The sequence below is a fragment of the Buttiauxella sp. WJP83 genome (assembly GCF_027594725.1).
In the GTDB taxonomy this organism is placed as follows: Bacteria; Pseudomonadota; Gammaproteobacteria; order Enterobacterales; family Enterobacteriaceae; genus Buttiauxella; species Buttiauxella selenatireducens.
Genome location: NZ_CP110080.1, coordinates 1,245,863 through 1,270,481, shown reverse-complemented (window position 1 = coordinate 1,270,481; position 24,619 = coordinate 1,245,863). Strand labels below are relative to the sequence as shown.

The window sequence follows — 24,619 nt, the reverse complement described above, 5'->3', positions numbered from 1 at the left end:
TGGCAACCCCTGCCACCACACGGGCAGGGTTCACTCAGCAAGCCGGGAGGGATTATTTACGCAGCGGTATGTCTTTCATCAGTAGCGACAGCAGGAACGCGAAAACCACCACCCCTGCGGAAATGAGATACACAGAATGTAGTGCCGAGCCAAAGGCCTGCAGATAATCATTTTGCAGCGCGGCGGGAAGCTCATGAACCGCTTTTGCCCCCAGTTGGCGAGGCAACTGAGTGCCCGGTGGGATCAGTTCGATCAGTTTGTTTTGCAACACGTTGGTAAAGATTGCACCGAATGCCGCCACACCAATCGAACCGCCAATCTGGCGGAACAGCGTGGTGCTGGAAGTCGCAACGCCAATCATTTTTTGATCAACGCTGTTTTGTACTGCCAGTACCAACACTTGCATCACCATCCCAAGGCCAAAACCCAATAGCGCGATGTACAAATACAAGGTGTGAATAGGTGAGTCGATTTTCAGCGTACCGAGCAGCAACATGGCGATGAAGGTCAGCAGCGTGCCGATAATCGGGAAAATACGATAGCGCCCTATTTTGCTGATGATGCGGCCACTGATAATCGACGTTAGCATCAGCCCGCCCATCAGCGGCAACAGCTGAATCCCCGCTTGCGTCGGCGTTGATGATTTCACTACCTGCAAATAAAGCGGCAAGAACGTCATCGAACCAAACAGCGACATACCGATAATAAAACCAATCAGGCAACTCAATAAGAACGTACGGTCACGGAACAAACCCAGGGGAATGATCGGCTCAAAGGCGCGCCGCTCTTCATAGATAAAGCCCCCGAGCGTCACTACAAAGAAGGCAAAAATGCACCACAGCTGTGGGTCGGACCACGCCATCACGGTGCCGCCCTGGCTGGTAAACAGAATTAAGCAGGTCAGTGAAGCGGCGAGATAACCCGCGCCGAGAAAGTCGATTTGGTGGCGAATACGCGCCGTTTGCGGTTTTAACACCGCACCAATGACCAGCAACGCAAAAACACCGAGCGGCAAATTGATGTAGAAAATCCAGCGCCACGAAAAATGCTCGACCAGGAAACCACCAATCAGCGGCCCAATCACAGTGGCAAGTCCAAACACACCGCCAAACAGCCCCTGATATTTTCCGCGATCCGCAGGCGGGATAACATCCCCCACGGCTGCCATCGTGACCACCATCAGGCCGCCGCCGCCTAATCCTTGCAAGGCTCGCATCAGTATCAACTGGGTCATATTCTGCGCCACACCGCATAACGCTGAGCCGAGCAGAAACAGCACAATCGCCGTTTGCAGCACGATTTTCCGCCCCAGTAAATCGCCAAATTTACCGTACAGCGGCACCACGATGGTGGAAGAAAGTAAATATGCGGTGACCACCCAGGAGAGTTTTTCCAGCCCACCCAGTTCACTGACAATGGTTGGCAAGGCGGTGGAGACGATCGTCTGGTCGAGTGCAGCAAGCAGCATGACCAACATCAACGCACAGAACAGCAAACGAACGGAGGTCGCCTGCGGCTGCGTTTCTGTTTGTGGTGTTTCTGCGACTGTCATCGTATCGGTCACCTTGTAATTAATTAACTGGGTAATTAATATATGTGCAATGGATTCACCTGGTCAATGGAGCTCGCACAAAATGTCACCTGAAAATGGCAGTGAACATTCCGAAAAACTCGCCGCTGGCGGCCAAAAACGTCGCCCCGGGCGTCCTGCCGGAACCAGCAAGAGTGTCGACAAGCGCGACCTCCTGCTCGATACCGCATTAAAATTGTTTTCAAATTTTGGGATTGCTCAGACGCCACTTAGCGCCATTGCCGCTGAAGCTGGCGTCACACCTGCGATGCTGCATTACTATTTTAAAACCCGCGAACAACTGCTGGATGTGTTGATTGATGAGCGTTATATGCCAGTGCGTCAATCAATGGGTGGCGCGTTCGGGGAGTATCCTGACGACCCTGTCAGCGCCCTCACGGCTCTGACGCAAAAGTTTATTGATGTTTCAATGCTGCATCCGTGGTTTGCACCACTGTGGATTCGGGAAGTACTGAGCGAAACCGGGCTGTTAAAGCAACGCATTGATGCCCGCTTTGGCTCGCAAGAGCGGGATTCTGCGCTGGTGTGGATCCGGAAATGGCAGGAGGAAGGCCGTTTAAATCCCGATCTCGAAGCGGAATTATTGTTTATTTCGCTGTTTGGCTTAACGCTTTTACCCGTTGCCCGTCTGCAGCAGGATATTCGTAATGGTGAAACCCGCCTCAACACGGAGAAGCTTTCTCGCCATATTGCAGCACTGTTGAAATCTGGCGTTGGTCATACTCCAGGCGTTTAGAAACATTTTGTCTGAAATTAAATACATTGATCGCATCAATGATTAAGCATTTTCCTAATTTACCCATACTGAAGATGGTAGATTATGCCAGCGTCAGAAACGGCGTTTCGTTTCGGCGTTTTCTTCAACATTTTGGGTTAAACAGCAATGAAAAAAATAATGTTAATGATGGTAATGGGGATGGTTGGAACATTGGCTGGCTGCAGTACTTCAGCGCAGCGCCAGGCAGATTGTCAGGCACAAGGAATCAGCAAGGATACGTGTTATCTGGCCGAGCAGAATCGCCAGAACTCAATCAATAACGCCGCGATGAAGCAAGCGATGGAAAACGCTACCAACGCAACTAAATAATCTCCATGCTAACAGGCTCATTTGGGCCTGTTTTTTTCACAAAAAATTCGCCTCGCAACAACGTATTTTCATCTGCGCCACAGACTCTTCACTCCGTAAAAAATACCTTATAATTCAAACGGTTTATTATTTTTCCGCCCCGTGAATTGTAAAGTTTAAAAAATGATTGTCCCTGGCGTTTTACGCCCCTTGTATTCCGCCTTGCAGGGGGAGTACATTAGCGCCGTCGAACCGAGGGTTTGGCAACAGAACACGCGGAGCAAGGTAACGTGAAATATTTCATGATGGGGTTGTCGTTCATTTTGTTGGTTTGGGTCGGTACATTTGTGATGATGGTCGAATAACCCTTCCCGTCATACTTCAGGCAGCAAACAGACAAAAGAAACAGGAGCCCATTGGCTCCTGTTTTCGTTTTATTCGATGATATCGGATGAGGATTTCTGAGAGGTCGGTAGCAGACCGTCGGCACGAAACATCGCTTTAATGCCGCGCACGGCCTGGCGGATGCGGTCACGGTTTTCAATTAATGCAAAGCGCACATGCGTATCACCGTAGTCACCAAAACCCACGCCCGGCGAGACACACACTTTCGCGTCAAGAAGCAGTTTTTTAGCAAACTCCAGCGATCCCATTGCTGCATATTTTTCCGGAATTTTCGCCCACACATACATCGACGCTTTCGGGCATTCCACCATCCAACCCGCTTCGTGCAAGCCTTTTACTAGCACATCACGGCGACGTTTGTACTGCTCAGCAATATCACGCACACATTGCTGGTCACCTTCGAGTGCCGCAATCGCTGCGACTTGCAGCGGCGTAAATGTGCCGTAGTCGTGGTAGCTTTTGATTCGTGCCAGCGCATTCACCAGCTCTTTGTTGCCTACCATAAAACCAATGCGCCAGCCTGCCATATTGTAGCTTTTCGACAGGGTGAAGAATTCAACAGCGACATCACGCGCGCCGGGCACTTCCATAATTGACGGGGCTTTCCAGCCGTCATAAACGATGTCGGCATACGCCAGATCATGCACCACCAGCACGTCGTACTGTTTTGCCAGCGCCACCACTCTTTCGAAAAACTCCAGTTCCACGCACTGCGCGGTGGGGTTCGACGGGAAGCCGAGGATCATCATTTTCGGTTTCGGATAGCTTTCACGAATCGCTCGTTCCAGCTCGGCAAAGAAATCAACGCCTTCCACCAGCGGCACTGAGCGCACTTGCGCCCCGGCGATAACCGCACCGTAAATATGAATTGGGTAACTTGGGTTTGGCACCAGCACCGTGTCGCCGTGGTCGAGGGTTGCCAGCATCAAGTGCGCCAGTCCTTCTTTCGAGCCAATGGTGACAATCGCTTCGCTTTCGGGATCGATTTCAACGTCGTAGCGATCTTTGTACCAGCGGGAAATTGCGCGACGTAAGCGCGGAATGCCTCGGGAGGTGGAGTAACCATGCGTGTCTTCGCGCTGCGCAACCGTGCAGAGTTTTTCGACGATATGCGGCGGAGTCGGGCCATCGGGATTGCCCATACTGAAATCGATAATATCTTCGCCACGGCGACGGGCCGCCATTTTCAGTTCAGCGGTGATATTAAACACATACGGCGGGAGACGATCGATACGCGAAAAACGACGTTTTGGACTGGAGTCAGCCATAAATTCCTCAGATTAACGTTAGCGCCCGGACCGTCCGAGCGACGCTGCCACGTGATGTGGCTTGCTTAGAAAATAGCCTGAATAAAAATCATCTGTCGAGAGGGAAAGAGAAATATTTTTAACTCCCCACAAAAGAGGAAGCTTCATTTGAAGCTTATCCCTATTTTGTTTGATTAAACTGAATTACATTAACCATGTCGCAACAAACCAATAACTTTGATTCCCGATGACGTGGAGTAATACCATGACCCTACACATTGATGATGTACCGCGTGCTATCCGTGAGATAAAACAAAAACTTCGCCACGAGTTGCCTGGCTACAAAGCCGCTTTTGAACAACTCGAAGGCGACATGAAGCGCCAGATTGCAGAAATTCGCGCTGAAATGGATCGCGGTGAAAATCCTGTGCCACAGATTAACGCTGACGATATCGTCAATAATCGCGTTAGCGAGCAACAAAAGGCTCTGATTCGCCAGCGTGGTTGCTGCACCGTCAAAGGCGTTTTCCCACAGGCTCAGGCTCAAGCCTGGAATGAAGAAGTCGGGAATTATCTGGAGCGAAATAACTTCGTCGAGAAATTGAAAAATGCGGCAGAAGACAACTATTTCGGCACACTTGCTGCTAGCAAGCCGCAAATCTATGGCATTTACTGGTCGAAACCGCAGGTCGAAGCCCGCCAACATGCACGCATGAAAGCGGTACAAGTTTTCCTGAATAATTTATGGGAAACCGAAAGCAACGGTAAGCAGCATTTCGACCCGGATCGCGTGGTGAGTTATGCCGACCGCACCCGTCGTCGTCCGCCTCGCTCTAACTCTTTGGGCCTGTCTCCGCATGTGGATGGCGGTTCAGTTGAACGCTGGCTGGATGAGAATTTCCGTCATGTTTACCGTCATGTGTTCTCTGGCGAATGGCAAAAGTACAACCCATTCGCCGCAGAAGGTCGTACAGAAGTACGAGAATTCCCGTCTCCGGCAGTTTGTTCTATGTTCCGTACTTTCCAGGGCTGGACGGCGCTTAGCCCGCAACGTAAGCACGGCGGTACGCTGACATTGCTGCCTGTTGCGAATGCGATGGCTTACATTTTGCTGCGAGCATTACAAGACGATGTGCCGGAAGAGTCGTTGTGTGAAGCAAAACCTGGGCGTGCACTTTCTATTAACGAACAGTGGCATCCCCTTTTACTTACTGGGATTTCCTCAATTCCAAATATGGAAGCTGGCGATACCGTTTTCTGGCACTGCGATGTGATTCATGCCGTTGAAAATGAGCATCAGGGTGAGTTCGATAGCAACGTGATGTATATCGCCGCCGCACCGTGGTGTGAGAAAAATGCCGCGTACCTCGACCGCCAGTGGTCATCATTTGTTGAAGGGAAATCACCGCCTGATTTTGCTGCCGATGATTTTGAAGTTGATTTTGACGGACGCGCGACACCGGTTGATTTAACCCCAGCAGGGCGTGAACAACTGGGCGGGAAGTAGTTTTCCCCTCACCCTAACCCTCTCCCCAGGGAGAGGGGATTGTTAGTTTCAGTTTCTCCTTCTCCTGGGGGAGAAGGCTGGGATGAGGGCGTTTCATGCAAAAGTGTCCATTTCTGGTAACCGCTGAGTAATTTCCTTATCATTGCCCTTCCATTCTTTGTCACTCGAGTCACCCGTGCACGAAATTTTTGACATGCTGCTGGCGGTATTTGACCGGGCGGCGCTGATGCTTATTTGCCTGTTCTTTTTAATTCGCATCCGTCTGTTCCGCGAACTGCTGCATAAAAATGCCCACACGCCCAAAGAGTTATTAGCGGTCACCGCTATTTTCTCAATGTTTGCTTTGTTCAGCACCTGGTCTGGCGTGCATGTTGAAGGCTCGCTGGTCAATGTGCGAATTATCGCCGTGATGGCGGGCGGGATCTTATTTGGCCCCTGGGTGGGTATCATTACCGGGATTATTGCCGGGCTGCACCGTTATCTTATTGATATAGGCGGTATTACCGCTATTCCCTGCCTCATTACCAGTATTATCGCCGGGTGTATTGCCGGTTGGATTAATCGCAAAATCCCGAAAGAGCAGCATTGGCGCGTGGGAATTATTGCCGGGATGTTGTGCGAAACGATGACCATGATTCTGGTGGTGCTGTGGGCTCCGTCAGTGTCTTTAGGAATCGACATCGTTTCAAAGATTGGTATTCCAATGATTATCGGCACCGTCTCCATCGGCTTTATTGTGCTGCTGGTGCAAAGTGTCGAAGGTGAAAAAGAAGCCAGCGCTGCGCGCCAGGCCAAGCTGGCGCTGGATATCGCCAATAAAACACTGCCTCTGTTCCGTAACGTGAACAGCGAATCACTGCGCCAGGTTTGCGATATTATTCGCAATGATATTAACGCCGATGCCGTAGCGATTACCGATATCGACAAAGTGCTGGCTTATGTGGGTGTTGGGGAAAATAACTATAAGCAGAATGATGTGGGTATTAGCCCCAGGACCCAACTTTCACTACGTGAAGGTAAGATAATCATCAGGAATAATGATGAAGCCTACCGCACCCCGGAAATTCACTCCCTCATTATTATTCCACTGTGGGAAAAAGGGGTTGTCACCGGCACGCTGAAAATCTATTACCGTCACGCGCACCAGATCACCTCAACGTTGCAGGAAATGGCAGTCGGACTTTCGCAAATTATCTCGACGCAGTTGGAAGTTTCACGTGCAGAACAGCTGCGCGAGATGGCTAATAAGGCCGAATTACGCGCGCTACAAAGCAAGATTAACCCCCATTTTCTGTTCAATGCGCTGAATGCTATTTCTTCTTCTATTCGTATGAATCCCGATACCGCGCGCCAGCTGATTTATAACTTGTCGCGTTATCTGCGCTATAACATTGAATTAAAAGACGATGAGCAGATCGATATCAGGAAAGAGCTGTATCAGATTAAAGATTACATCACCATTGAGCAGGCGCGTTTTGGCGACAAACTCACGGTAATTTATAACATTGATGAAGAGGTGAATTGCCTGATCCCCAGCCTGCTCATTCAGCCACTGGTGGAGAATGCGATTGTCCACGGCATACAACCGTGTAAAGGCAAAGGTGTTGTCACGATTAGCGTTGAAGAGAGCGGCAATCGCGTGCGTATTGCAGTGCGGGACACCGGCAACGGTATTGATCCGCAGGTTATTGAACGCGTGGAAGCCAACGAAATGCCCGGCAATAAAATTGGCCTGCTGAATGTGCACCACCGCGTAAAATTACTCTATGGCGAAGGGTTGATTATCCGTCGTCTTGAGCCGGGTACTGAGATTGCGTTTTACGTGCCGCACGCCGCCACTGCCGTTCCACCGTTATTGTCGCAACAAGGAGGAAACGCATGAAAGTTCTCATCGTAGAAGATGAAGTACTGGCGCAGCAGGAACTGAACTGGCTGATTAAAGAATATAGCCAGATGGACGTTGTCGGTATCTTTGATGACGGCATGGATGTACTGAAATATCTTCAGCATCATGAAGTTGACGCCATATTTTTGGACATCAACATTCCCTCATTAGACGGTGTTTTGCTGGCGCAAAATATCAGTAAGTTTGCCCATAAGCCGTTTATTGTGTTTATCACGGCCTGGAAAGAACACGCAGTAGAAGCCTTTGAGCTGGAAGCGTTCGACTACATTCTGAAGCCTTATCAAGAGTCACGCATTATTGGGATGCTGCAAAAACTGGAAGCCGCTTACCAGCAACAAAACGCGCCCGCGTCAGGAAACACCTCGAGCCGTGAAGCGCTGACGATTAATCTGGTGAAAGATGAGCGCATTATCGTTACGGATATTAACGATATTTACTACGCTGAAGCCCACGAGAAAATGACGTTTGTCTATACCCGGCGTGAAGCGTATGTGATGTCGATGAATATCACTGAGTTTTGTAACCGCCTGCCTGAAAGCCATTTCTTCCGCTGCCATCGCTCGTATTGCGTGAACCTCAGCAAAATCCGCGAGATTGAGCCGTGGTTTAACAATACCTATATTTTGCGTCTGCGGGATTTGGATTTTCAGGTGCCAGTAAGTCGGAGCAAAGTGAAAGAGTTTCGTCAGTTAATGCGGTTGTAAAACGGGCGCAAGAATTTGCGCCCGTCTGGATTACAGAACCTGCCCCAGCGTTTGGCGCAAATGCGCACCCGCCCCAAGCAAACCGGGTTGGTCGTGAACAATCAGGTACACCGGAATATTGTGCACGTACTCTTTAAAGCGCCCTTTATCTTCAAAGCCACCGCGGAAGCCGGAAGCTTTAAAGAACTCAAGGAAGCGTGGCACGATACCGCCCGCGATGTACACGCCGCCAAACGTCCCGAGGGTCAACGCGAGGTTGCCACCAAAACGCCCAAGGATGACGCAGAACAGTGACAACGCACGACGGCAGTCGGTGCAACTGTCTTCCACGGCCTTTTCGGTGATGTCTTTCGGCTTATAGTTTTCTGGCTCACGCCCGTCTGATTTAACAATCGCGCGATATAAATTCACTAAACCTGGGCCTGAGAGCACGCGTTCTGCGGAGACGTGGCCGATTTCAGTGCGCAGCTCTTCGAGGATAATCCCCTCTTCTTCGCTGTTTGGCGCAAAATCGACGTGGCCGCCTTCGCCCGGCAGACTCACCCAACGTTTATCAACATGAACGAGGTGCGCGACCCCAAGTCCGGTGCCTGCACCGTAAACCGCAACCGGTTTGCCTTCTACTGGCTCACCGCCGCCGAACTTAATCAGTTGCTCTTCTTTGAGAGACGGAATCGCCATTGAAACGGCAGTAAAGTCGTTGATAATTTCCAGATGCTCAAAGCCAAGGTTCTTTTTCATCTCGGCAGTAGAGAAAGCCCAGGTATGGTTGGTCATCGCGACCCAATCACCGGTAATTGGGCAGGCAATGGCGATACAACCATCCGTCACGGCGACATTGTGCTCTTTGAGATAATGCACCACGACCGCTTCCAGGCTTGGGAAATCAAGGCCTGAATAGGTTTTCGCCTGGGTGATGTCACCATTTTCAACGTTGCACAGTGCCAGACGCGCATTGGTGCCGCCCACATCTCCCACCAAAGCATATTTTGTCATTCTTTCACTGCTCCGCTAAAGTCAAAATAAGATCTGGCATCACTGTAAAATTAGCTAGCCTAAACAACAACGACCAGATGAGAAGTGCCTTGGGATTATCGATCTTCGTCACAGATTAGCTTGAGCGTTTCAGCCCTTTTTGCACAGACGCTTAAAACTCTTCAGGCAGACTGTTTGCCACGACGATTTGCGCTTAAAAAATTCGAGTAAGGAAAATTTATGCTCCATCCGCGAGCCAGAACCATGTTGGTTCTTTCTATCCCTGCGTTAGTCATTGGGGTTTGTTCCAGTCTGGTATTGATTGTGGTGATGAAAATCGCCGCGGTCTTGCAGAAATATTTATGGGTCACCCTTCCCGCACATTTCGACCTCAATATGAATTCCCCGATGTGGATTCTATTGATGCTGACTTTCACCGGTATCGCGGTTGGCCTGGTGATTCGCTATATGCCTGGCCATGCAGGCCCCGATCCGGCGACTGAACCCTTGATTGGTTCACCCATCCCCGTGATGGTGCTACCAGGATTGATTATTGCTCTGGTGCTCGGTCTTGCCGGTGGGGTAAGCCTTGGTCCGGAACATCCTATTATGTCGGTGAATATTGCACTGGCGGTGGCGATTGGCGCGCGCTTATTACCTAAAGTTGCCGCACTCGACTGGACGATTCTCGCCGCAGCAGGAACCATCGGTGCGTTATTTGGTACGCCGGTCGCGGCTGCATTGGTATTTTCGCAAATGCTGAATGGCAGCAACGAGGTCCCTTTGTGGGATCGACTTTTCGCGCCGCTGATGGCAGCAGCAGCCGGAGCGATGACTACCGATTTATTCTTCCAACCTGATTTCTCTCTACCTGCGCTGGAATATTCGGAATTCCGCCTGGTGGATGTTTTTAGTGGGGCTGTGGTGGCCACTATCGCCATTGCATTAGGTATGGTCGCCGTCTGGTGCATGCCGCGTGCACATCGCATGTTCCACCAGCTTAAACATCCGGTATTGATTCTTGGCACGGGTGGTTTTTTGTTGGGTGTATTAGGGCTGATTGGCGGTGAAGTGACGTTGTTCAAAGGGCTGGATGAAATGCGTCAACTCGGCGCTGCTCAGAATTATTCCGTAGCGACGTTGCTGATGATTGCGGTGGTAAAACTGGCCGCGCTGGTGATTGCTTCGGCCGCTGGCTTCCGCGGTGGGCGGATTTTCCCCGTAGTGTTCGTCGGTGTCGCGCTGGGCATGATGCTCCATCAGCATGTCGAAGCGGTTCCAGCCGCGATAACGCTGTCTTGTGCCATCCTTGGCCTGGTATTGGTTGTTACGCGTGATGGCTGGCTCAGCCTGTTTATGGCCATGGCGGTGGTGCCAGATATCAAACTGCTTCCGCTGCTGTGTATCGTTATGCTCCCGGCCTGGTTAATGCTGGCCGGTAAACCGGTGATGATGGCCGATAAGCCGAAAGTTTAGTCCTTCGCGGCATTGCGTTTCGCCAGCGATGTCGTGATAGCCTGCAACAACTCAGGGATGTCCTGTTTCGGCAGGACGACTTCCACAAGTGACAGTCGTTCTGCTTTTGCCACCTTCTGCATCACCTCTTCCAGTTGCTCCGTTTCTGTCACCCGCCAACAAAGCGCTGGATTTTTAACGTTCATCGCCTGGGGTATTTGCGTCCAGTTCCACGGCGCAATGTCGTTATATCGCTGCTCCGCGCCATGAATCGCCCGCTCCACGGTGTAACCGTCGTTATTGAGCAAGAAGATAATGGGGCGTTGTTGGTCCCGCATCATTGAACCCATTTCCTGAATGGTGAGTTGCGCCGAACCATCTCCCACCAGTAATACCAGCCGCCGGTTCGGGCAGGCCGTCTGCGCGCCAAATGCCGCAGGAAGTGTAAAACCAATCGAGCCCCAGAGCGGCTGAGCGATAAACGTCACGCCTGCGGGTAAGGTCAGCGTGGCGGCACCAAATGCGGCGGTTCCCTGGTCGGCAAGCACGATGTCCCCGGCTTGCAGGAAGTTTTGCATACACTGCCAGAAAGCGTGCTGGTCGAGTATTCCGTTAGTCGCAGCAGGCAGAGCCGGTGGCTTTTGTTGAGGGACAGACCAACCGGAAACCTGGAGCTTACACAACTGATGCAGCACCTCAACCGCTTGCGCCATCGCAATTCCGCTAAACCAACGATCGCCAATACGCGTGGCATTGGGCTGGATGTCGATAGTCTGTTGTACGGTGAAATGTTGTGTAAATCCGGCAGTGAGCGTGTCGGTGAATTTGACACCAACGCAGATGACAAGCTCGGCCTTTTCAATGGCCTGAATCACCTTTTCATCGCTGGCGGAGGCGCTATAGGTCCCGACAAATCCCAACTGCCCTTCATCGAATAAGCCTTTCCCCATCAACAATGTGGCATGAGGCATCGGCGTGTCATCCATCCATTGTTGCAGCTTTTTTTGTTGCCCAAAACGCAGCGCCAGGAAATCAGCCAATAACGCAACGCTGCGGCTCTCCGCCAGACGCTCCTGAACACATGCACGGAATTCGGCCATTAATGCGGGATCACAGCTTGATTGTGTAGCGAAAAGAGGCTGGGTCGGGCGAGTCGCAGGAACCTGAGAGACATCACTGGGGAGAAGTAGATAGCCTGGGCGACGTTGAGTCAGCGCCTGCTGTAAAACACGGTCGATTTCATAACAGGCATTTTCTGCAGTGAGCGAAGCCTGAGCGACGGTCACCTCCTGCGCCATTCTTGCAAAATGACCGAAATCCCCATCGCCGAGAGTGTGGTGGAGCAGCTCACCACGCCGCTGCGCCCCAAGGCAGGGAGCTCCTACGATGTGGATGACCGGGAGGTATTCGGCATAACTTCCGGCTACACCGTTAATCGCGCTTAACTCGCCAACACCAAATGTCGTTAGCAGGGCTGCCGCACCGTTACAACGCGCATAACCGTCGGCGGCATAAGCCGCGTTCAGTTCGTTGGCGCACCCAACCCAGGCAAGCGTCGGGTTTTCAATCACACTATCCAGAAACTGTAAGTTGTAGTCACCCGGGACACCAAATAGATGGTTGATCCCAGCTTCAGTGAATCGGTCCAGAATATAGTCCGCTACACGGTAAGTCATGACGCGTTCCTTCTCAGAGGGCTTACAGTGAGTATTGGGTATATGTGATCGCTGTCGAGTAACCACGATAATAAGGCAGTGGAAAGAGGTATTTACACTTAACTGAGGTGTAGTCTGATAGACCGTAGCACTGTGAAAACGTATACACTAATTGGGTATTTTCTACTTACAGGGGAAGCTAATGGTTTACCAGGCAAGTTCTGCGCGTTATGAATCAATGGAATATCGCCGCTGTGGGCGCAGCGGACTCAAACTCCCTGCTATTTCACTGGGCTTGTGGCACAACTTTGGTGATACCACGCTGCTGGATAACAGCCGCCAACTGCTACACCGTGCTTTTGATGCGGGGATCACCCATTTTGACCTCGCGAATAACTACGGCCCACCGCCAGGATCGGCTGAAACAAACTTTGGTCGCATCCTGCGTGAAGATTTCCTTCCATACCGTGATGAGCTGATTATCTCATCGAAAGCCGGATACACCATGTGGGATGGCCCTTATGGCGATTGGGGCTCACGTAAGTATCTGATTTCAAGCCTTGACCAGAGCCTGAAACGCATGGGGCTTGAGTATGTCGATATCTTCTATCATCACCGCCCAGATCCTGAAACGCCGCTGGAAGAGACCATGCGGGCGCTGGATACCGTGGTACGCCAGGGTAAAGCCCTGTATGTCGGCATTTCAAACTATCCGGCAGAGCTTGCGGCTCAAGCCATTGAAATTTTGAACGATCTTGGTACACCGTGTCTTATCCACCAGCCTCGTTATTCGATGTTCGAACGTTGGGTGGAAGCCAGTTTGCTGGATGTTCTGCAAGAGAAAGGGGTCGGCAGCATTGCGTTTTCGCCGCTGGCGGGTGGACAGTTGACCGATCGCTATCTGGATGGGATCCCAGCAGATTCAAGGGCCGCCAGCGGCAGCAAGTTCCTGAATGCTGACCAACTCACCGCCGATAAACTGGAAAAAGTGCGTAAATTGAATGCGATAGCGTTACGTCGTGGTCAGAAGCTTTCCCAGATGGCACTGGCGTGGGTACTGCGTGATGATAAGGTGACGTCAGTATTGATAGGCGCTAGCAAGACAGGCCAAATTGATGATGCCGTCGGCATGTTAGCGAGTCGTCATTTCACTACAGCAGAGCTGGCTGAAATCGAAGAGATACTCATGTAACCGCTAACACTGATGTGTTAAAACTTGTCCATTTTTAGCAAAAAGTGCTCTCTTAAGCGATTTAGGAGTTGTGGCGATGAAACACTTAGTTACCGCAACTTACTATTGCATTAACAAGCCGCCTGGCGGTTATCGTGTATCAGGAGAGAGTATGTTCAGGTCACTGATTCTTGCAGTTGCATTACTGGTCTGTGTGCCGTTAGTGGCGAATGCGGGCGAAATCACCCTGCTGCCGTCTGTTAAGCTTCAAATAGGCGATCAGGATTATCGCGGTAATTACTGGGATGGTGGCGGTTGGCGTGATCGCGATTACTGGCGTAATCACTATGAATGGCGCGAAAACCGCTGGCACCGTCATGACAACGGCTATCATCGTGGCTGGTATAAAGACCGTGGCCGTAGCAGCTTTGAGAAGGGCTACCGCGCAGGCTGGAACGATCGGGATGATCATCGTGGGCGTGGCGACCATGGTCGCGGACATGGACATGGCGGTGGTCATCGTCATTAATGACCCGACTGAAGAGTCTCTTCCTGGAGCTGAAGCTCTGAGACTAATCAGTTAAGCTTTGCAGGGAGCTGTAACGCCAGGCGTTGCAGCTTCCAAACATCCCCAGATAGCAAAGTCATTTCCCCATAAGGTAAGTTATCCAATGAAAAAACTCCTTCTCCTGGCCCCCCTGGCAATCGCACTGACTGCAGGCTCCCTGTCCGCTCATGCGAATCAACGCAGCTCAATCAAGAACCCGGCAACAGGGGTGTTATGCGACAAGTATGTCTGTGCCGATGACAAAGGTATCTCTCAAGCACTCACGGGTAAGTATCTGGGTAAGACTGCGGCAAATAATAAATTATTTACCACCAAAGACGTCGTGCTGACCGAGTTTACTTTTTCAAACGGGATCTTCTGCGATGTGAAGGAACGGTTATGTCGTGAAGACAGGTACTACGGCGCGGACGGGAAGCGTTCTGGGAAGATTTCCAGTAAATATACCCAGTTATTGTTTGGTGAGACCCCTTCAGTAAAAACAAGCGAAGATAGCAAGTCTTAGAACCAGCCTCCCCTTATATGTTTCGTAAGGTGAATGGACGATGTGCCATTCACCTTACGACTGTTCCAACGGGCTACAGCCCTAAAACCGTGCCAATCAACAACCACAAATTCAGCGCAACGACGATTGCCACAATCACCCAGCCAGTCATCTTAACCACACGCGTATTCACCAGGTCGCCCATCAGTTTGTCATTGCTGGTGAAAATCAGCAGCGGAACCAGGGCGAGGGCAATCCCGAAACTCAGCAACACCTGACTCATTACCAGAATCCGTGTCGGATCAAGCCCCATCAGAATCACAATGAATGAAGGTGCCATGGTCACGGAGCGACGAACCCACAACGGGATATAGAAGCGGACGAAGCCCTGCATCACCACCTGCCCGGCTAAGGTCCCCACCACGGTGGATGACAATCCCGCAGCAACCAGGCTTAAACCAAAGATTGTGGCCGCCGAATGGCTCAGCAACGGTTGCAACGTGAGGTAAGCTTCATCGAGGTCGGCGACACCAGTGTGGCCTGAGAAATGAAACGCGGCGGCGGCGGTTGCCATCATCGCCAGGTTAACAAACCCTGCAATGGTCATCGCAATCGCAACATCCCATTTGGTTGCGGAATACCGCTCAGCCCGATTTCCCTCATGCATATGCTGGGTCAGCGATGAGTGCAGATAGATTACGTGCGGCATGATGGTTGCACCGAGCACGCCCGCAGCAAGAAATACAGCTTCGCTGGTTGGCAAAGAAGGAATCAGCATCCCTTTCCCTAATTCCACCAATTTAGGCTGCGAGAAAATAAGCTCGACGATATAGGCTGCCGCCACAAAGAGCAGCAATCCGCCAATCACTTTCTCGAGGGGTTTCTGACCACGGCGTTGCAGCATCAGTATCAGGAATGTGGCAATACCGGTTAGCACCGCACCTTGTAATAAAGAGACGCCGAGGATCAGTTTGAAACCAATCGCCGCACCGATGAATTCAGCGAGATCCGTCGCCATGGCAATGATTTCGGCTTGTATCCAGTAAAGCCAGACGACGGGACGCGGATAATGGTCGCGAATCTGTTCGGCCAGGTTTTTACCCGTTGCGATACCGAGTTTTGCAGACAGGATTTGGATGAGCATCGCCATCAGGTTCGCCCAGACCACCACCCACAGCAATTTATAGCCAAAGCTGGCACCCGCCTGGATGTTAGTCGCAAAGTTTCCGGGATCGATATAACCGATGGCAGCGATAAAGGCTGGGCCCATTAACGCCAGGCGTAATCTTCGCGCTGTGCGAGTACCACTATTTTCAACGCGACTGTTATTCATCATCTGCCTCTGAGATATAGCCTTTGCTATGTTTCAAGCTAGCAAAAGTGAGAATGATTATCAAATTCATTTAAAAGAGATAAACTGATTTCTGTGATAGCTTGAAACGATGAGGGATTTTTAGACGCCGATTAACGACGCACAATTAAGACAGCAACTATGATAACTATGATGAAGATATGTGCGTTGACGCAACTTTTACCTTCTTTACTTAACATAGCAGAAATGTATGGTTGATCACTAATTTTGAGTTTGGTCACATGTCATCACTATAGTGTGCGATTGCTCTCGTTTTCTTATTGCTTGTTTCATAGAATGTGCAACGAAATTAAACCTGCCTCATAATATTTGGAGCAAATATGTCCCGCGTTCTGCATTTTGTTTTAGCGCTTGCCGTGGTTGCGTTACTCGCTTTGTTGCTGAGTAGCAATCGTAAGCAGATCCGTATTCGCTTTATCGTTCAATTGTTAGTGATTGAACTTCTTCTCGCATGGTTCTTCCTGAACTCAGAAGTGGGTCTGGGCTTTGTAAGAGGTTTCTCAGAAATGTTTGAGAAACTCCTGTCGTTCGCTAATGAAGGGACAAACTTTGTATTCGGTAAGATGAATGACGAAGGACTCGCCTTCTTCTTCCTGAAAGTACTCTGCCCAATCGTCTTTATCTCTGCGCTGATTGGTATTTTGCAGCACATTCGCGTACTGCCGATCGTCATCCGCTTTATCGGTACCCTTCTGTCTAAAGTGAATGGTATGGGTAAACTGGAATCCTTTAACGCCGTAAGTTCACTGATTTTGGGACAGTCAGAAAACTTTATCGCCTATAAGGATATTCTCGGCAAGATGTCCCGCAACCGCATGTACACCATGTCCGCTACGGCCATGTCTACCGTGTCCATGTCGATTGTCGGCGCTTACATGACAATGCTTGAGCCAAAATATGTGGTTGCAGCGCTGGTATTGAACATGTTCAGTACCTTCATCGTGCTATCTCTGATCAACCCATACCGTGTTGAAGACAGCGAAGAAAACTTGCAGATGTCTAATCTGCACGAAGGCCAAAGCTTCTTCGAAATGCTGGGTGAATATATTCTGGCAGGTTTTAAAGTTGCGATTATCGTTGCGGCAATGCTGATTGGTTTTATTGCCTTGATCGCTGCACTGAACGCACTGTTTGCCGCCATCTTCGGCATCTCCTTCCAGGGCATTTTGGGTTACATCTTCTACCCGGTCGCCTGGATCATGGGTGTTCCATCTCATGAAGCCTTGCAGGTTGGCAGTATCATGGCCACTAAACTGGTATCAAACGAATTCGTTGCGATGCTGGATCTGCAAAAACTGGCCGGTACGCTCTCCCCACGCGCGGAAGGTATCCTGTCTGTGTTCCTGGTTTCGTTTGCCAACTTCTCTTCTATCGGGATCATCGCTGGTGCGATTAAAGGCCTGAACGAAGAGCAAGGTAACGTGGTTTCTCGCTTCGGCCTGAAACTGGTTTACGGCGCAACGCTTGTGAGCATTTTGTCTGCTTCTATTGCAGGCCTGTTCTTGTAATTCTCACGCTTCAAACAAAAACCGAGGCTTTTGCCTCGGTTTTTTTATGCCTGAAAATCTTCATCATCCTGCCAACAGACCTGATTTCGCCCACGAGTTTTCGCCCGGTACATGCGCATATCAGCAAGGGTTTGGATTTGGTCAAGCGAACTCTCAGGATGCTCGCTGTGGGAGGCCACACCCAACGATGCGGTAATCGGTAGCTTCAAGCCATTTTCGAGAATCAAGGCGGAAGATTCGAGCTCCCACTTAATTCTTGTCGCTACCCTAATTCCGGTTTTGAGATCGGAATTAGGCAGGTAAACACAGAACTCCTCGCCACCAATGCGTCCCAGAACATCCTGGCTGCGTATGGCTTGTTGAATACGCCGTGTAGCATGAATCAGCACATTATCGCCAACCAAATGCCCATATACATCGTTCACCTTTTTAAAGTAGTCGAGGTCCAATTGTACGAGTGTGTAATCCACGTAGTTCGGGCTAAGTTGTGACGTTTTTGCAAAAAAGCCACGGCGGTTAAGCGCTCCGGTTAAATCGTCGTGAAGCGCATGGTGTTGCATTTCGCGTTGTAAATTGCCCATATTCCGCACCAGGCGGCAAATAATGCTGTGCGCCCCCAGCAAGAAAAACAGAAAAATCAAAAACATGGTGACAAGAAGCAGACTGAATCGCCCAAACTCTTCATGCAGCCCCTGGCCCAAGGTTTGGGTGTTAACCAATATCGAATGCGTTCCTTTTAGCTTACCAAAAGTGATAAAGGTCAATCCCGAACGGAGAGTGCCACGCTTTTTTTCAGCCAGCATATTGAGAATGGTTTTTTTCTGTTCCGCACTTAACTGAACGTTATTTTCCGCGCCCACCGCTTTTGTCAGCGGTTTTAATTGTTCATCATACAATCGGTAGGCACTACGGCCCCCATCAGGTAATGAGGAGGCAAGAAACTTCTCGACCGATTGTCTATCAAATGCAATGCCTAATAATCCTATCCATTCACCACCAAAATCGACAGGAATGGCTGCGTTGATCAGCGCTTCATCGCTGTTAACAATATTTTGCCGCGTCCAGAAAGGTGCTCGCTTGGGATTCAAAAGCGGAGATGCCAATACGAAACTTCCCTGTTTTTCGAATGGGTTATAGCTATTGATCAGCAGCGAGTTAACTTTCTTCGATAAAGAGGCGATAAATTCACCTTCGCGCGAGATGTAATACAAATCAGCCAACAGTTCATTATCTCCCGTTGCTAGCGGGAAAAGCCCTCGGATTTTACGCAACCCATTGAGTTGCTGCCGTACCTCCAGAGACTTCTTGTCCTGAAATGCTTCATCCTCGGTAACAGAATCAGGCAAAGGCAATTCGCCTATCCACAACGGCTTTTGAATCGTATTTTCATTGAGTTCCCATGGTGTCACTGGGCTCCCCGGAAAGATCGGGTCATCCATCGCTTCAATAAAAATTCTTTTTAAATAGCGAAGGTTATCAACCTTGTATTGCGCTCTGCTTTCGAGGCGTGCAATCACGCTTTCAAGATGGCCAAGCTGACTGGAGCGATATCCCTGGTTAAAGAGTTGCCCTTGCTGCCAGAACAAAAAAGTGATCAGCACAAAAACAAAAATGAAAACCAGATGAATAACACGCAAGGTTTTTGCCATTGGCAGACGAAATCTATTCGCTAAAGAAGTACTCACAATAAAGTCCTGTGATCATATGCTCGCAACATATTGCTACCTTAAAAAGTATGGACTGTATTAAGAGGCACGGGTTTGCCAATCAGGTAACCTTGCAAAAACTGTACACCCAGTTTATGCAATAGTGCCCGCTGTTCTTCGGTTTCAACAAACTCAGCAACGACACTCAGTTGCTTCGCATGGGCCATATCACATATAGATTTAACGATCAGGGGGTCAAGCGAGTCCGACGTGATGTCTTTGATGAAGCAACCATCAATCTTAATAATGTCCGCCTGAAGCCGTTTGAGCCTTTCGTAATTCGCATAGCCGGTGCCAAAGTCATCAATGGCAATTTTAAAACCACTCTCGCGCAGCAGCATGATGTTCTGCATGGAGATTTCTGACTCTGAAAATGCCTGCTCCTCAGTCACTTCGATAATCACACTGCGGGTTGGCACTTTAAAATCATTAAACAAGGAAACTATTTTCTGAGCGACATCTTTTTGCATCAACGTTAATGGCATGAGATTAACGGAGAAACGTGGCTGTTGGATAGTCGCAGGATGCTGCTGCAGGAAACTCACCAGTTTCTGCATGATCAGCATATCGAAGCGGGTGCTGAGGTTAAATTCAGTGATAATGGGAATAAAGTTATCAGGGGTAATAATTTTCCCATCTAATGATAAGCGAGTTAATATTTCGTGATACCCCTTTCCCTGCTCATCTACAATAGGTTGCGCATAGAGAACGAAGGATTGCTCATCATTCAGTGCTCGTTTAATTTTTTGCAAAATTAAAACACGTTCAGCTGTCTGATCTGAAACATCTTCAATTCGGGTATCCAGACTGAGTACACGCTTCGTCGCACATGCCTGCTCAGAGAGATAACTTAATTGCCCTAATGTACGATGTAACTCAATAAGATCATTGTCGATAACGCTATAAGATGCACTGTACTCAATTTCCAGCATAGTATTATGCCATTTTACTTGCTTGCTATTGAGCGTGTCGACTATATGGCCCAGTCGATCAGCAGTACCCTGGCCATGCAAAAACATTAATAATTCACTACCGGGTAATTGAAATACCTGTTCACCTTGCTGCAAGAAAGGTTTTAATTGCCAGGTGATAATGCGTTTGCATTCAATGCGCATCATGATGCCGTAGTGTCGGCTTAAAAATTCAAGATTAGACATGCGCAAGCAACACAAAGTCCCTTTGGGATAGCATTGCACATGATGTTCCAGCGCACGTATATTCGGTAGTTGAGTTAAGGGGTCGGTAAGCGCTTGCGAACGATAAATACGTTTCATCCACTCGTTTTTCTTCAACACCGTCGTCATATACACCATACAGACGTTAAATGTAATAAATACCGAGAGGATAAATGACAGAGCAAATTCATTATTTACCCCGTAAAGAAAACCGTCGTTATATGTCAGCAGTAACCATGCAGAAATCGCCCACATCAACCCCATTAAACGTGGACCAAAATGCCGAATGCCCAAGGTAAAGAGTACGAAAATGACTGGAACCAGATAGCCTGAAACCTGTAGCACCCCCCAAGTGGAGCACAGTACCCATAGCATTATTATCAGGCAAAAGACCCAGGTATAAGTGTAATAACGACGCGGCCCAACAAAATCACGCATTACACAACGGAGCCAGAATGCTCGGGCATAATTAGGATTAAGGATCATCCTTAATGGGTAATAGAACAACGGGGTGAAAATGAGCGAGGCGGCAACTAAACTTTGAAAATCTACTACCATAAAGATCAGAGAATTATCACCAAAGTAAGCCGCTACCCGATCAGGGAAGTGGATATAATACCCGGAGATATACATCATCAACTTAATAATAAAAGGTGCAGCAAAACCTAGCCAAAATATCCTGACACCGATACCTTTATCTGCCAATCCATGTCGCCAGCGTGCACCAAGATTATAACGCGCCATCATACTGCATAGTGATATTGTCAATATCAGGCAAAAGACAAAGACCAACAATGCAAACCAGGATATCTTTAAACAGAAAGAATATGCAACGATTGAAGCTATTAATAGTGGAATAATAGCAACCCGGCCATAGATAAACACCAGGGCGATCATGAAACTTATCGGAAGGTAAGCGAGATAAATCTGTTTGCCTTCAATAACTGTAGAGGGTGAAATGTAACGAGAAAGAGGTACAAACAGAAGGCTTAAAACCAGTGCTGTGACGGATTTTTTTATCATTTTTTTGAAAGTCATAAGCCCTGATGTGATTATTCTGCTCTTGATTAGCAGTGTTATTCGGCGATGAATAATACGTTTATTTATTGTTCAAATCAAGTTTGTATAATAATTAGCCGCTTTAATTTCCTTGATTTTTTATACATTCAAACAAAGGGAAACAGTTTGATATATTTCTATTGAGAATAAATCGTATTCAATTTGTAGTGCATAAATAGCGTTATATCGTGATTAATTTGGGAATTTTGGGGAGTTGGGTTGTTAAAACGAAAAACCCCCGCCATCAGGCGAGGGTCTTATGTTTTGGTGGAGCTAAGCGGGATCGAACCGCTGACCTCTTGCATGCCATGCAAGCGCTCTCCCAGCTGAGCTATAGCCCCACGAATGGGTTTGGTTTAAACAGTTCAAATCTTGCTGGTAAAGATTTGGTGGAGCTAAGCGGGATCGAACCGCTGACCTCTTGCATGCCATGCAAGCGCTCTCCCAGCTGAGCTATAGCCCCGTACCGTGAAACCGTGTCGTATCGACGGGCGGCATCATATGAAACCCACTCGAGAGTGTCAACGGCAAATTCTTCTTCTGCGATCAATCGTCTAAAAAGCAAACAGCATGAGCAAAAGCAAATTGCATATCATCCCGCGGTAGTTAATCCTGTCACAGTTTCCAGTAAAATGATCCCATAAAATGAATCACTAATAACCCTTTTGGATTTAAGGAAAAACTGTGCTCAAGGAACGTATGACCCCAGAAGAGCTGGCGATTATTACTGGCTATAGCCGCCAAACAATCAACAAATGGGTACGAAAAGAGAGTTGGCTCACTACGCAAAAACCGGGTGTTCAGGGAGGTAAAGCTCGCCTGATTCATGTTGATGAACGTGTTCGCGATTTTATAAATAGTGCAAAGCGCGTTTCTGAGAAACACAGTAGCTACCATGTTAACGACACCTCTCTGGAAGGCCTTCTGCTTAATTCGATGAAACAGATGTCGCTAACAGAGCAAGAAAAGTTGTCAGCACTGCTTCTGCGTGAAGGTATTGCGGGCGTTTTAAAGCGGTTAGGTATTCGTGACGAGTAAAACGAGTATTAAAAAGCCGGCATAACCGGCTTTTCTATGTGCTTATTACTGCTGTGCTTCGCGCTGGGCAATAAATTCCAGCGCTTGGTTGATGCGCGCAATAGAACGTTGTTTACCAATCGCGTGAACCGTCACATCCAGACCCGGTGACTGCCCTGCCCCCGTTACCGCCACGCGCAATGGCATACCAACTTTGCCCATACCCACTTCAAGTTCATCCGCTGTTGCCTGAATAGCGTTATGTACGTTTTCCGCAGTCCAGTCAGTTAACGCTGCCAGTTTGTCGCGTACGACTTCGAGTGGCTGACGTGCAACCGGGCGCAGGTGTTTCTTCGCGGCATCAGCATCAAACTCGCTGAAATCTTCATAGAAGTAGCGGCACGTTTCCGCCATCTCTTTCAGAGTTTTGCAGCGGTCGCCAAGCAGTTTAACCAGTTCAGCCAGTTGCGGGCCATTACGGGTATCAATGTTTTGCTGCTCGATATGCCATTGCAGATGCGTCGCAACATATTCAGGAGCAAGATGATTAATGTAGTGGTGGTTCAACCACTGCAATTTTTCGGTGTTAAATGCGCTGGCTGATTTGCTTACTGAATCTAACGTGAACAGCTTGATCATCTCTTCACGAGTAAAGATCTCCTGATCGCCATGTGACCAGCCCAGACGCACCAGGTAGTTCAGCAAAGCTTCTGGCAAATAACCGTCATCACGATATTGCATCACACTGACTGCGCCATGACGTTTGGACAGTTTTTTACCGTCATCGCCATTAATCATAGAAACGTGTGCATACACAGGAACCGGTGCATTCAACGCTTTCAGGATGTTGATCTGACGCGGCGTGTTGTTGATGTGGTCTTCACCACGCACAACGTGAGTGATTTCCATATCCCAGTCATCGACAACAACACAGAAGTTATAGGTTGGAGAACCATCGGTACGGCGAATGATCAGATCGTCCAGTTCCTGGTTGCTGAACTCGATTGGGCCACGGATCTGGTCGTCGAAAATAACAGAACCTTCTTGCGGGTTGGCAAAACGCACAACACAAGGTTCATCTGCCGCGTGGTGTTCGTGGCCGTGACGGCAGCGACCGTCATAGCGCGGCTTGTCACCGTTCGCCATTTGTTCTTCACGCAGTGCTTCAAGACGTTCTTTAGAGCAGTAGCATTTATAAGCGGTTCCCGCTTCCAGCATGTCATCGATAACCGCGTTGTAGCGATCAAAACGTTTAGTCTGGTAGTACGGACCTTCGTCCCATTCAAGGCTCAACCAATTCATGCCATCCATAATAGCTTCGATAGCTTCTGGCGTTGAGCGCTCAAGGTCAGTGTCTTCTATACGCAGCACAAACTCTCCGCCGTGGTTACGAGCAAAGAGCCATGAGTAAAGAGCAGTACGAGCACCACCAACGTGCAAATAGCCAGTTGGGCTTGGCGCAAAGCGAGTTTTGATTTTCATTGAACGGCCTTAATTACGCAAAAGTACCGGGAAACCGGCAAATGCCAGGGAATAAAGAGTGGGCAACATTCTACCACTGTGTGCTGATTCCTCAATGTCGATACCTTTAGTTGTCAGCAATCCACATATTTTGGTGGCAAATCAATCACCAATGGATAATTCCTGATCGCATTGTTTATTTTTACGACGAACAAAAAAAATCTTTAGAAAAGGCGTTGACTCATTTTCAACTCTCCCTATAATGCGACTCCACACAGCGGGGGTGATTAGCTCAGTTGGTAGAGCACCTCCTTTACACGGAGGGGGTCGGCGGTTCGAGCCCGTCATCACCCACCATTCATTAGTGAGTGATTCCGCAGTGTGTAGTAAGAGATAAGATTTGGGTGATTAGCTCAGTTGGTAGAGCACCTCCTTTACACGGAGGGGGTCGGCGGTTCGAGCCCGTCATCACCCACCATTATCGTCTCTTGCAATAGTAGTACCGAAGTTTGGGTGATTAGCTCAGTTGGTAGAGCACCTCCTTTACACGGAGGGGGTCGGCGGTTCGAGCCCGTCATCACCCACCATTC

Annotated in this window: 21 protein-coding genes and 5 tRNA genes; 15 read left to right on the top strand and 11 right to left on the bottom strand. The window is 49.1% G+C overall.

Translation table 11 applies throughout. The features are described from left to right. Positions 1–52: 52 nt before the first annotated feature. Positions 53–1,552, bottom strand: coding sequence for an MDR family MFS transporter (locus OH773_RS05865; RefSeq protein ID WP_270143874.1), 1,500 nt, complete (start codon positions 1,550–1,552; stop codon positions 53–55). A gap of 82 nt (positions 1,553–1,634) precedes the next feature. Here OH773_RS05865 and OH773_RS05860 point away from each other — a divergent pair, with 82 nt between their 5' ends. From OH773_RS05860 to ypdK, 3 genes are all read left to right on the top strand, one after another. Beyond that, positions 1,635–2,327 (top strand): TetR/AcrR family transcriptional regulator, encoded by a 693-nt coding sequence (locus OH773_RS05860; RefSeq protein WP_270143872.1) that lies wholly within the window; start codon positions 1,635–1,637, stop codon positions 2,325–2,327. Positions 2,328–2,486: 159 nt separating this feature from the next. Beyond that, positions 2,487–2,678 carry a hypothetical protein gene (locus OH773_RS05855; protein WP_270143870.1) on the top strand — a complete coding sequence of 64 codons (192 nt, stop codon included), beginning with the start codon at positions 2,487–2,489 and terminating at the stop codon, positions 2,676–2,678. A gap of 281 nt (positions 2,679–2,959) precedes the next feature. Further along, positions 2,960–3,022: a membrane protein YpdK gene (gene ypdK, locus OH773_RS22415; protein WP_154152584.1), complete on the top strand. Its 63-nt coding sequence runs from the start codon at positions 2,960–2,962 to the stop codon at positions 3,020–3,022. Positions 3,023–3,091: 69 nt separating this feature from the next. Here the strand turns inward: ypdK and alaC are convergent, their stop codons facing one another. Then, positions 3,092–4,330 carry an alanine transaminase gene (gene alaC, locus OH773_RS05850; RefSeq protein ID WP_270143868.1) on the bottom strand — a complete coding sequence of 413 codons (1,239 nt, stop codon included), beginning with the start codon at positions 4,328–4,330 and terminating at the stop codon, positions 3,092–3,094. Positions 4,331–4,574: 244 nt separating this feature from the next. On the opposite strand from alaC, the gene OH773_RS05845 reads away from it, so the two are divergent. From OH773_RS05845 to OH773_RS05835, 3 genes are all read left to right on the top strand, one after another. Continuing rightward, the gene (locus tag OH773_RS05845; protein WP_270143866.1) at positions 4,575–5,816 is read left to right on the top strand and encodes a DUF1479 domain-containing protein; all 1,242 of its coding nucleotides are present in this window, start codon (positions 4,575–4,577) and stop codon (positions 5,814–5,816) included. A gap of 175 nt (positions 5,817–5,991) precedes the next feature. Beyond that, positions 5,992–7,698, top strand: a complete 1,707-nt coding sequence (locus OH773_RS05840; protein ID WP_270143864.1) for a sensor histidine kinase — start codon at positions 5,992–5,994, stop codon at positions 7,696–7,698. Then, a complete protein-coding gene (locus OH773_RS05835; RefSeq protein WP_183270114.1) occupies positions 7,695–8,426 on the top strand; it encodes a LytR/AlgR family response regulator transcription factor in 732 nt (243 codons plus the stop codon). The genes OH773_RS05840 and OH773_RS05835 overlap by 4 nt, the downstream gene beginning before the upstream one ends. Before the next feature lie 30 nt (positions 8,427–8,456). Here the strand turns inward: OH773_RS05835 and glk are convergent, their stop codons facing one another. Beyond that, entirely contained in the window at positions 8,457–9,422 is a 966-nt protein-coding gene (gene glk, locus OH773_RS05830; protein WP_183270115.1) for a glucokinase, read from the bottom strand. Between the two features lie 219 nt (positions 9,423–9,641). Between glk and OH773_RS05825 the strand changes: the two genes are divergently transcribed. Continuing rightward, a complete protein-coding gene (locus OH773_RS05825; RefSeq protein ID WP_270143861.1) occupies positions 9,642–10,877 on the top strand; it encodes an ion channel protein in 1,236 nt (411 codons plus the stop codon). Here OH773_RS05825 and OH773_RS05820 read toward each other — a convergent pair. Continuing rightward, positions 10,874–12,532, bottom strand: coding sequence for an alpha-keto acid decarboxylase family protein (locus OH773_RS05820; RefSeq protein ID WP_270143858.1), 1,659 nt, complete (start codon positions 12,530–12,532; stop codon positions 10,874–10,876). The two genes, OH773_RS05825 and OH773_RS05820, sit on opposite strands and share 4 nt — an antisense overlap. A gap of 181 nt (positions 12,533–12,713) precedes the next feature. Between OH773_RS05820 and mgrA the strand changes: the two genes are divergently transcribed. The 3 genes from mgrA to OH773_RS05805 all read left to right on the top strand — a co-directional run bounded on the left by mgrA (position 12,714) and on the right by OH773_RS05805 (position 14,752). Continuing rightward, entirely contained in the window at positions 12,714–13,703 is a 990-nt protein-coding gene (gene mgrA / locus OH773_RS05815) for an L-glyceraldehyde 3-phosphate reductase (protein ID WP_270143856.1), read from the top strand. A gap of 151 nt (positions 13,704–13,854) precedes the next feature. Continuing rightward, complete coding sequence (locus OH773_RS05810) at positions 13,855–14,211, top strand: DUF2502 domain-containing protein (protein WP_270143854.1); 357 nt, start codon at positions 13,855–13,857, stop codon at positions 14,209–14,211. Positions 14,212–14,353: 142 nt separating this feature from the next. Then, positions 14,354–14,752: a YcgJ family protein gene (locus OH773_RS05805; protein WP_270143853.1), complete on the top strand. Its 399-nt coding sequence runs from the start codon at positions 14,354–14,356 to the stop codon at positions 14,750–14,752. 73 nt (positions 14,753–14,825) lie between these two features. Here the strand turns inward: OH773_RS05805 and OH773_RS05800 are convergent, their stop codons facing one another. Next, positions 14,826–16,064 (bottom strand): Nramp family divalent metal transporter, encoded by a 1,239-nt coding sequence (locus OH773_RS05800; protein WP_270143851.1) that lies wholly within the window; start codon positions 16,062–16,064, stop codon positions 14,826–14,828. Then, positions 16,057–16,134, bottom strand: a complete 78-nt coding sequence (locus tag OH773_RS22410) for a hypothetical protein (RefSeq protein ID WP_442865675.1) — start codon at positions 16,132–16,134, stop codon at positions 16,057–16,059. Before OH773_RS22410 ends, OH773_RS05800 begins: the two co-directional genes overlap by 8 nt. Positions 16,135–16,423: 289 nt before the next feature. Between OH773_RS22410 and OH773_RS05795 the strand changes: the two genes are divergently transcribed. Then, a complete protein-coding gene (locus tag OH773_RS05795) occupies positions 16,424–17,611 on the top strand; it encodes a NupC/NupG family nucleoside CNT transporter (protein WP_183270119.1) in 1,188 nt (395 codons plus the stop codon). 44 nt (positions 17,612–17,655) lie between these two features. On the opposite strand, the gene OH773_RS05790 is transcribed toward OH773_RS05795, so the two are convergent. The 4 genes from OH773_RS05790 to OH773_RS05775 all read right to left on the bottom strand — a co-directional run bounded on the left by OH773_RS05790 (position 17,656) and on the right by OH773_RS05775 (position 22,014). Further along, on the bottom strand, positions 17,656–19,296 hold the full coding sequence (locus OH773_RS05790; RefSeq protein WP_270143848.1) for a diguanylate cyclase: 1,641 nt from the start codon (positions 19,294–19,296) through the stop codon (positions 17,656–17,658). Between the two features lie 41 nt (positions 19,297–19,337). Next, positions 19,338–21,530, bottom strand: a complete 2,193-nt coding sequence (locus OH773_RS05785) for an EAL domain-containing protein (RefSeq protein ID WP_270143846.1) — start codon at positions 21,528–21,530, stop codon at positions 19,338–19,340. Positions 21,531–21,816: 286 nt separating this feature from the next. Next, positions 21,817–21,892: transfer RNA gene (locus tag OH773_RS05780), tRNA-Ala, on the bottom strand. A gap of 46 nt (positions 21,893–21,938) precedes the next feature. Further along, positions 21,939–22,014 (bottom strand) — tRNA-Ala (locus OH773_RS05775). Positions 22,015–22,235: 221 nt separating this feature from the next. Between OH773_RS05775 and OH773_RS05770 the strand changes: the two genes are divergently transcribed. After that, on the top strand, positions 22,236–22,589 hold the full coding sequence (locus OH773_RS05770) for a YfeC-like transcriptional regulator (RefSeq protein ID WP_270143844.1): 354 nt from the start codon (positions 22,236–22,238) through the stop codon (positions 22,587–22,589). A gap of 45 nt (positions 22,590–22,634) precedes the next feature. On the opposite strand, the gene gltX is transcribed toward OH773_RS05770, so the two are convergent. Next, positions 22,635–24,050 carry a glutamate--tRNA ligase gene (gltX, locus tag OH773_RS05765; protein WP_183270122.1) on the bottom strand — a complete coding sequence of 472 codons (1,416 nt, stop codon included), beginning with the start codon at positions 24,048–24,050 and terminating at the stop codon, positions 22,635–22,637. Positions 24,051–24,310: 260 nt separating this feature from the next. Here gltX and OH773_RS05760 point away from each other — a divergent pair. The 3 genes from OH773_RS05760 to OH773_RS05750 all read left to right on the top strand — a co-directional run bounded on the left by OH773_RS05760 (position 24,311) and on the right by OH773_RS05750 (position 24,616). After that, positions 24,311–24,386: transfer RNA gene (locus OH773_RS05760), tRNA-Val, on the top strand. A gap of 45 nt (positions 24,387–24,431) precedes the next feature. Continuing rightward, positions 24,432–24,507: transfer RNA gene (locus OH773_RS05755), tRNA-Val, on the top strand. A gap of 33 nt (positions 24,508–24,540) precedes the next feature. Continuing rightward, positions 24,541–24,616 (top strand) — tRNA-Val (locus tag OH773_RS05750). Positions 24,617–24,619: the final 3 nt, after the last annotated feature.

Bases quoted from the DNA above. Each gene is read 5' to 3' on its own strand.
- OH773_RS05865 (WP_270143874.1), bottom strand. From the start codon at position 1,552: ATGACAGTCGCAGAAACACCACAAACAGAAACGCAGCCGCAGGCGACC.
- OH773_RS05860 (WP_270143872.1), top strand. From the start codon at position 1,635: ATGTCACCTGAAAATGGCAGTGAACATTCCGAAAAACTCGCCGCTGGC.
- OH773_RS05855 (WP_270143870.1), top strand. From the start codon at position 2,487: ATGTTAATGATGGTAATGGGGATGGTTGGAACATTGGCTGGCTGCAGT.
- alaC (WP_270143868.1), bottom strand. From the start codon at position 4,330: ATGGCTGACTCCAGTCCAAAACGTCGTTTTTCGCGTATCGATCGTCTC.
- OH773_RS05845 (WP_270143866.1), top strand. From the start codon at position 4,575: ATGACCCTACACATTGATGATGTACCGCGTGCTATCCGTGAGATAAAA.
- OH773_RS05835 (WP_183270114.1), top strand. From the start codon at position 7,695: ATGAAAGTTCTCATCGTAGAAGATGAAGTACTGGCGCAGCAGGAACTG.
- glk (WP_183270115.1), bottom strand. From the start codon at position 9,422: ATGACAAAATATGCTTTGGTGGGAGATGTGGGCGGCACCAATGCGCGT.
- OH773_RS05825 (WP_270143861.1), top strand. From the start codon at position 9,642: ATGCTCCATCCGCGAGCCAGAACCATGTTGGTTCTTTCTATCCCTGCG.
- OH773_RS05820 (WP_270143858.1), bottom strand. From the start codon at position 12,532: ATGACTTACCGTGTAGCGGACTATATTCTGGACCGATTCACTGAAGCT.
- mgrA (WP_270143856.1), top strand. From the start codon at position 12,714: ATGGTTTACCAGGCAAGTTCTGCGCGTTATGAATCAATGGAATATCGC.
- OH773_RS05810 (WP_270143854.1), top strand. From the start codon at position 13,855: ATGTTCAGGTCACTGATTCTTGCAGTTGCATTACTGGTCTGTGTGCCG.
- OH773_RS05805 (WP_270143853.1), top strand. From the start codon at position 14,354: ATGAAAAAACTCCTTCTCCTGGCCCCCCTGGCAATCGCACTGACTGCA.
- OH773_RS05800 (WP_270143851.1), bottom strand. From the start codon at position 16,064: ATGAATAACAGTCGCGTTGAAAATAGTGGTACTCGCACAGCGCGAAGA.
- OH773_RS22410 (WP_442865675.1), bottom strand. From the start codon at position 16,134: ATGAATTTGATAATCATTCTCACTTTTGCTAGCTTGAAACATAGCAAA.
- OH773_RS05795 (WP_183270119.1), top strand. From the start codon at position 16,424: ATGTCCCGCGTTCTGCATTTTGTTTTAGCGCTTGCCGTGGTTGCGTTA.
- OH773_RS05785 (WP_270143846.1), bottom strand. From the start codon at position 21,530: ATGACTTTCAAAAAAATGATAAAAAAATCCGTCACAGCACTGGTTTTA.
- gltX (WP_183270122.1), bottom strand. From the start codon at position 24,050: ATGAAAATCAAAACTCGCTTTGCGCCAAGCCCAACTGGCTATTTGCAC.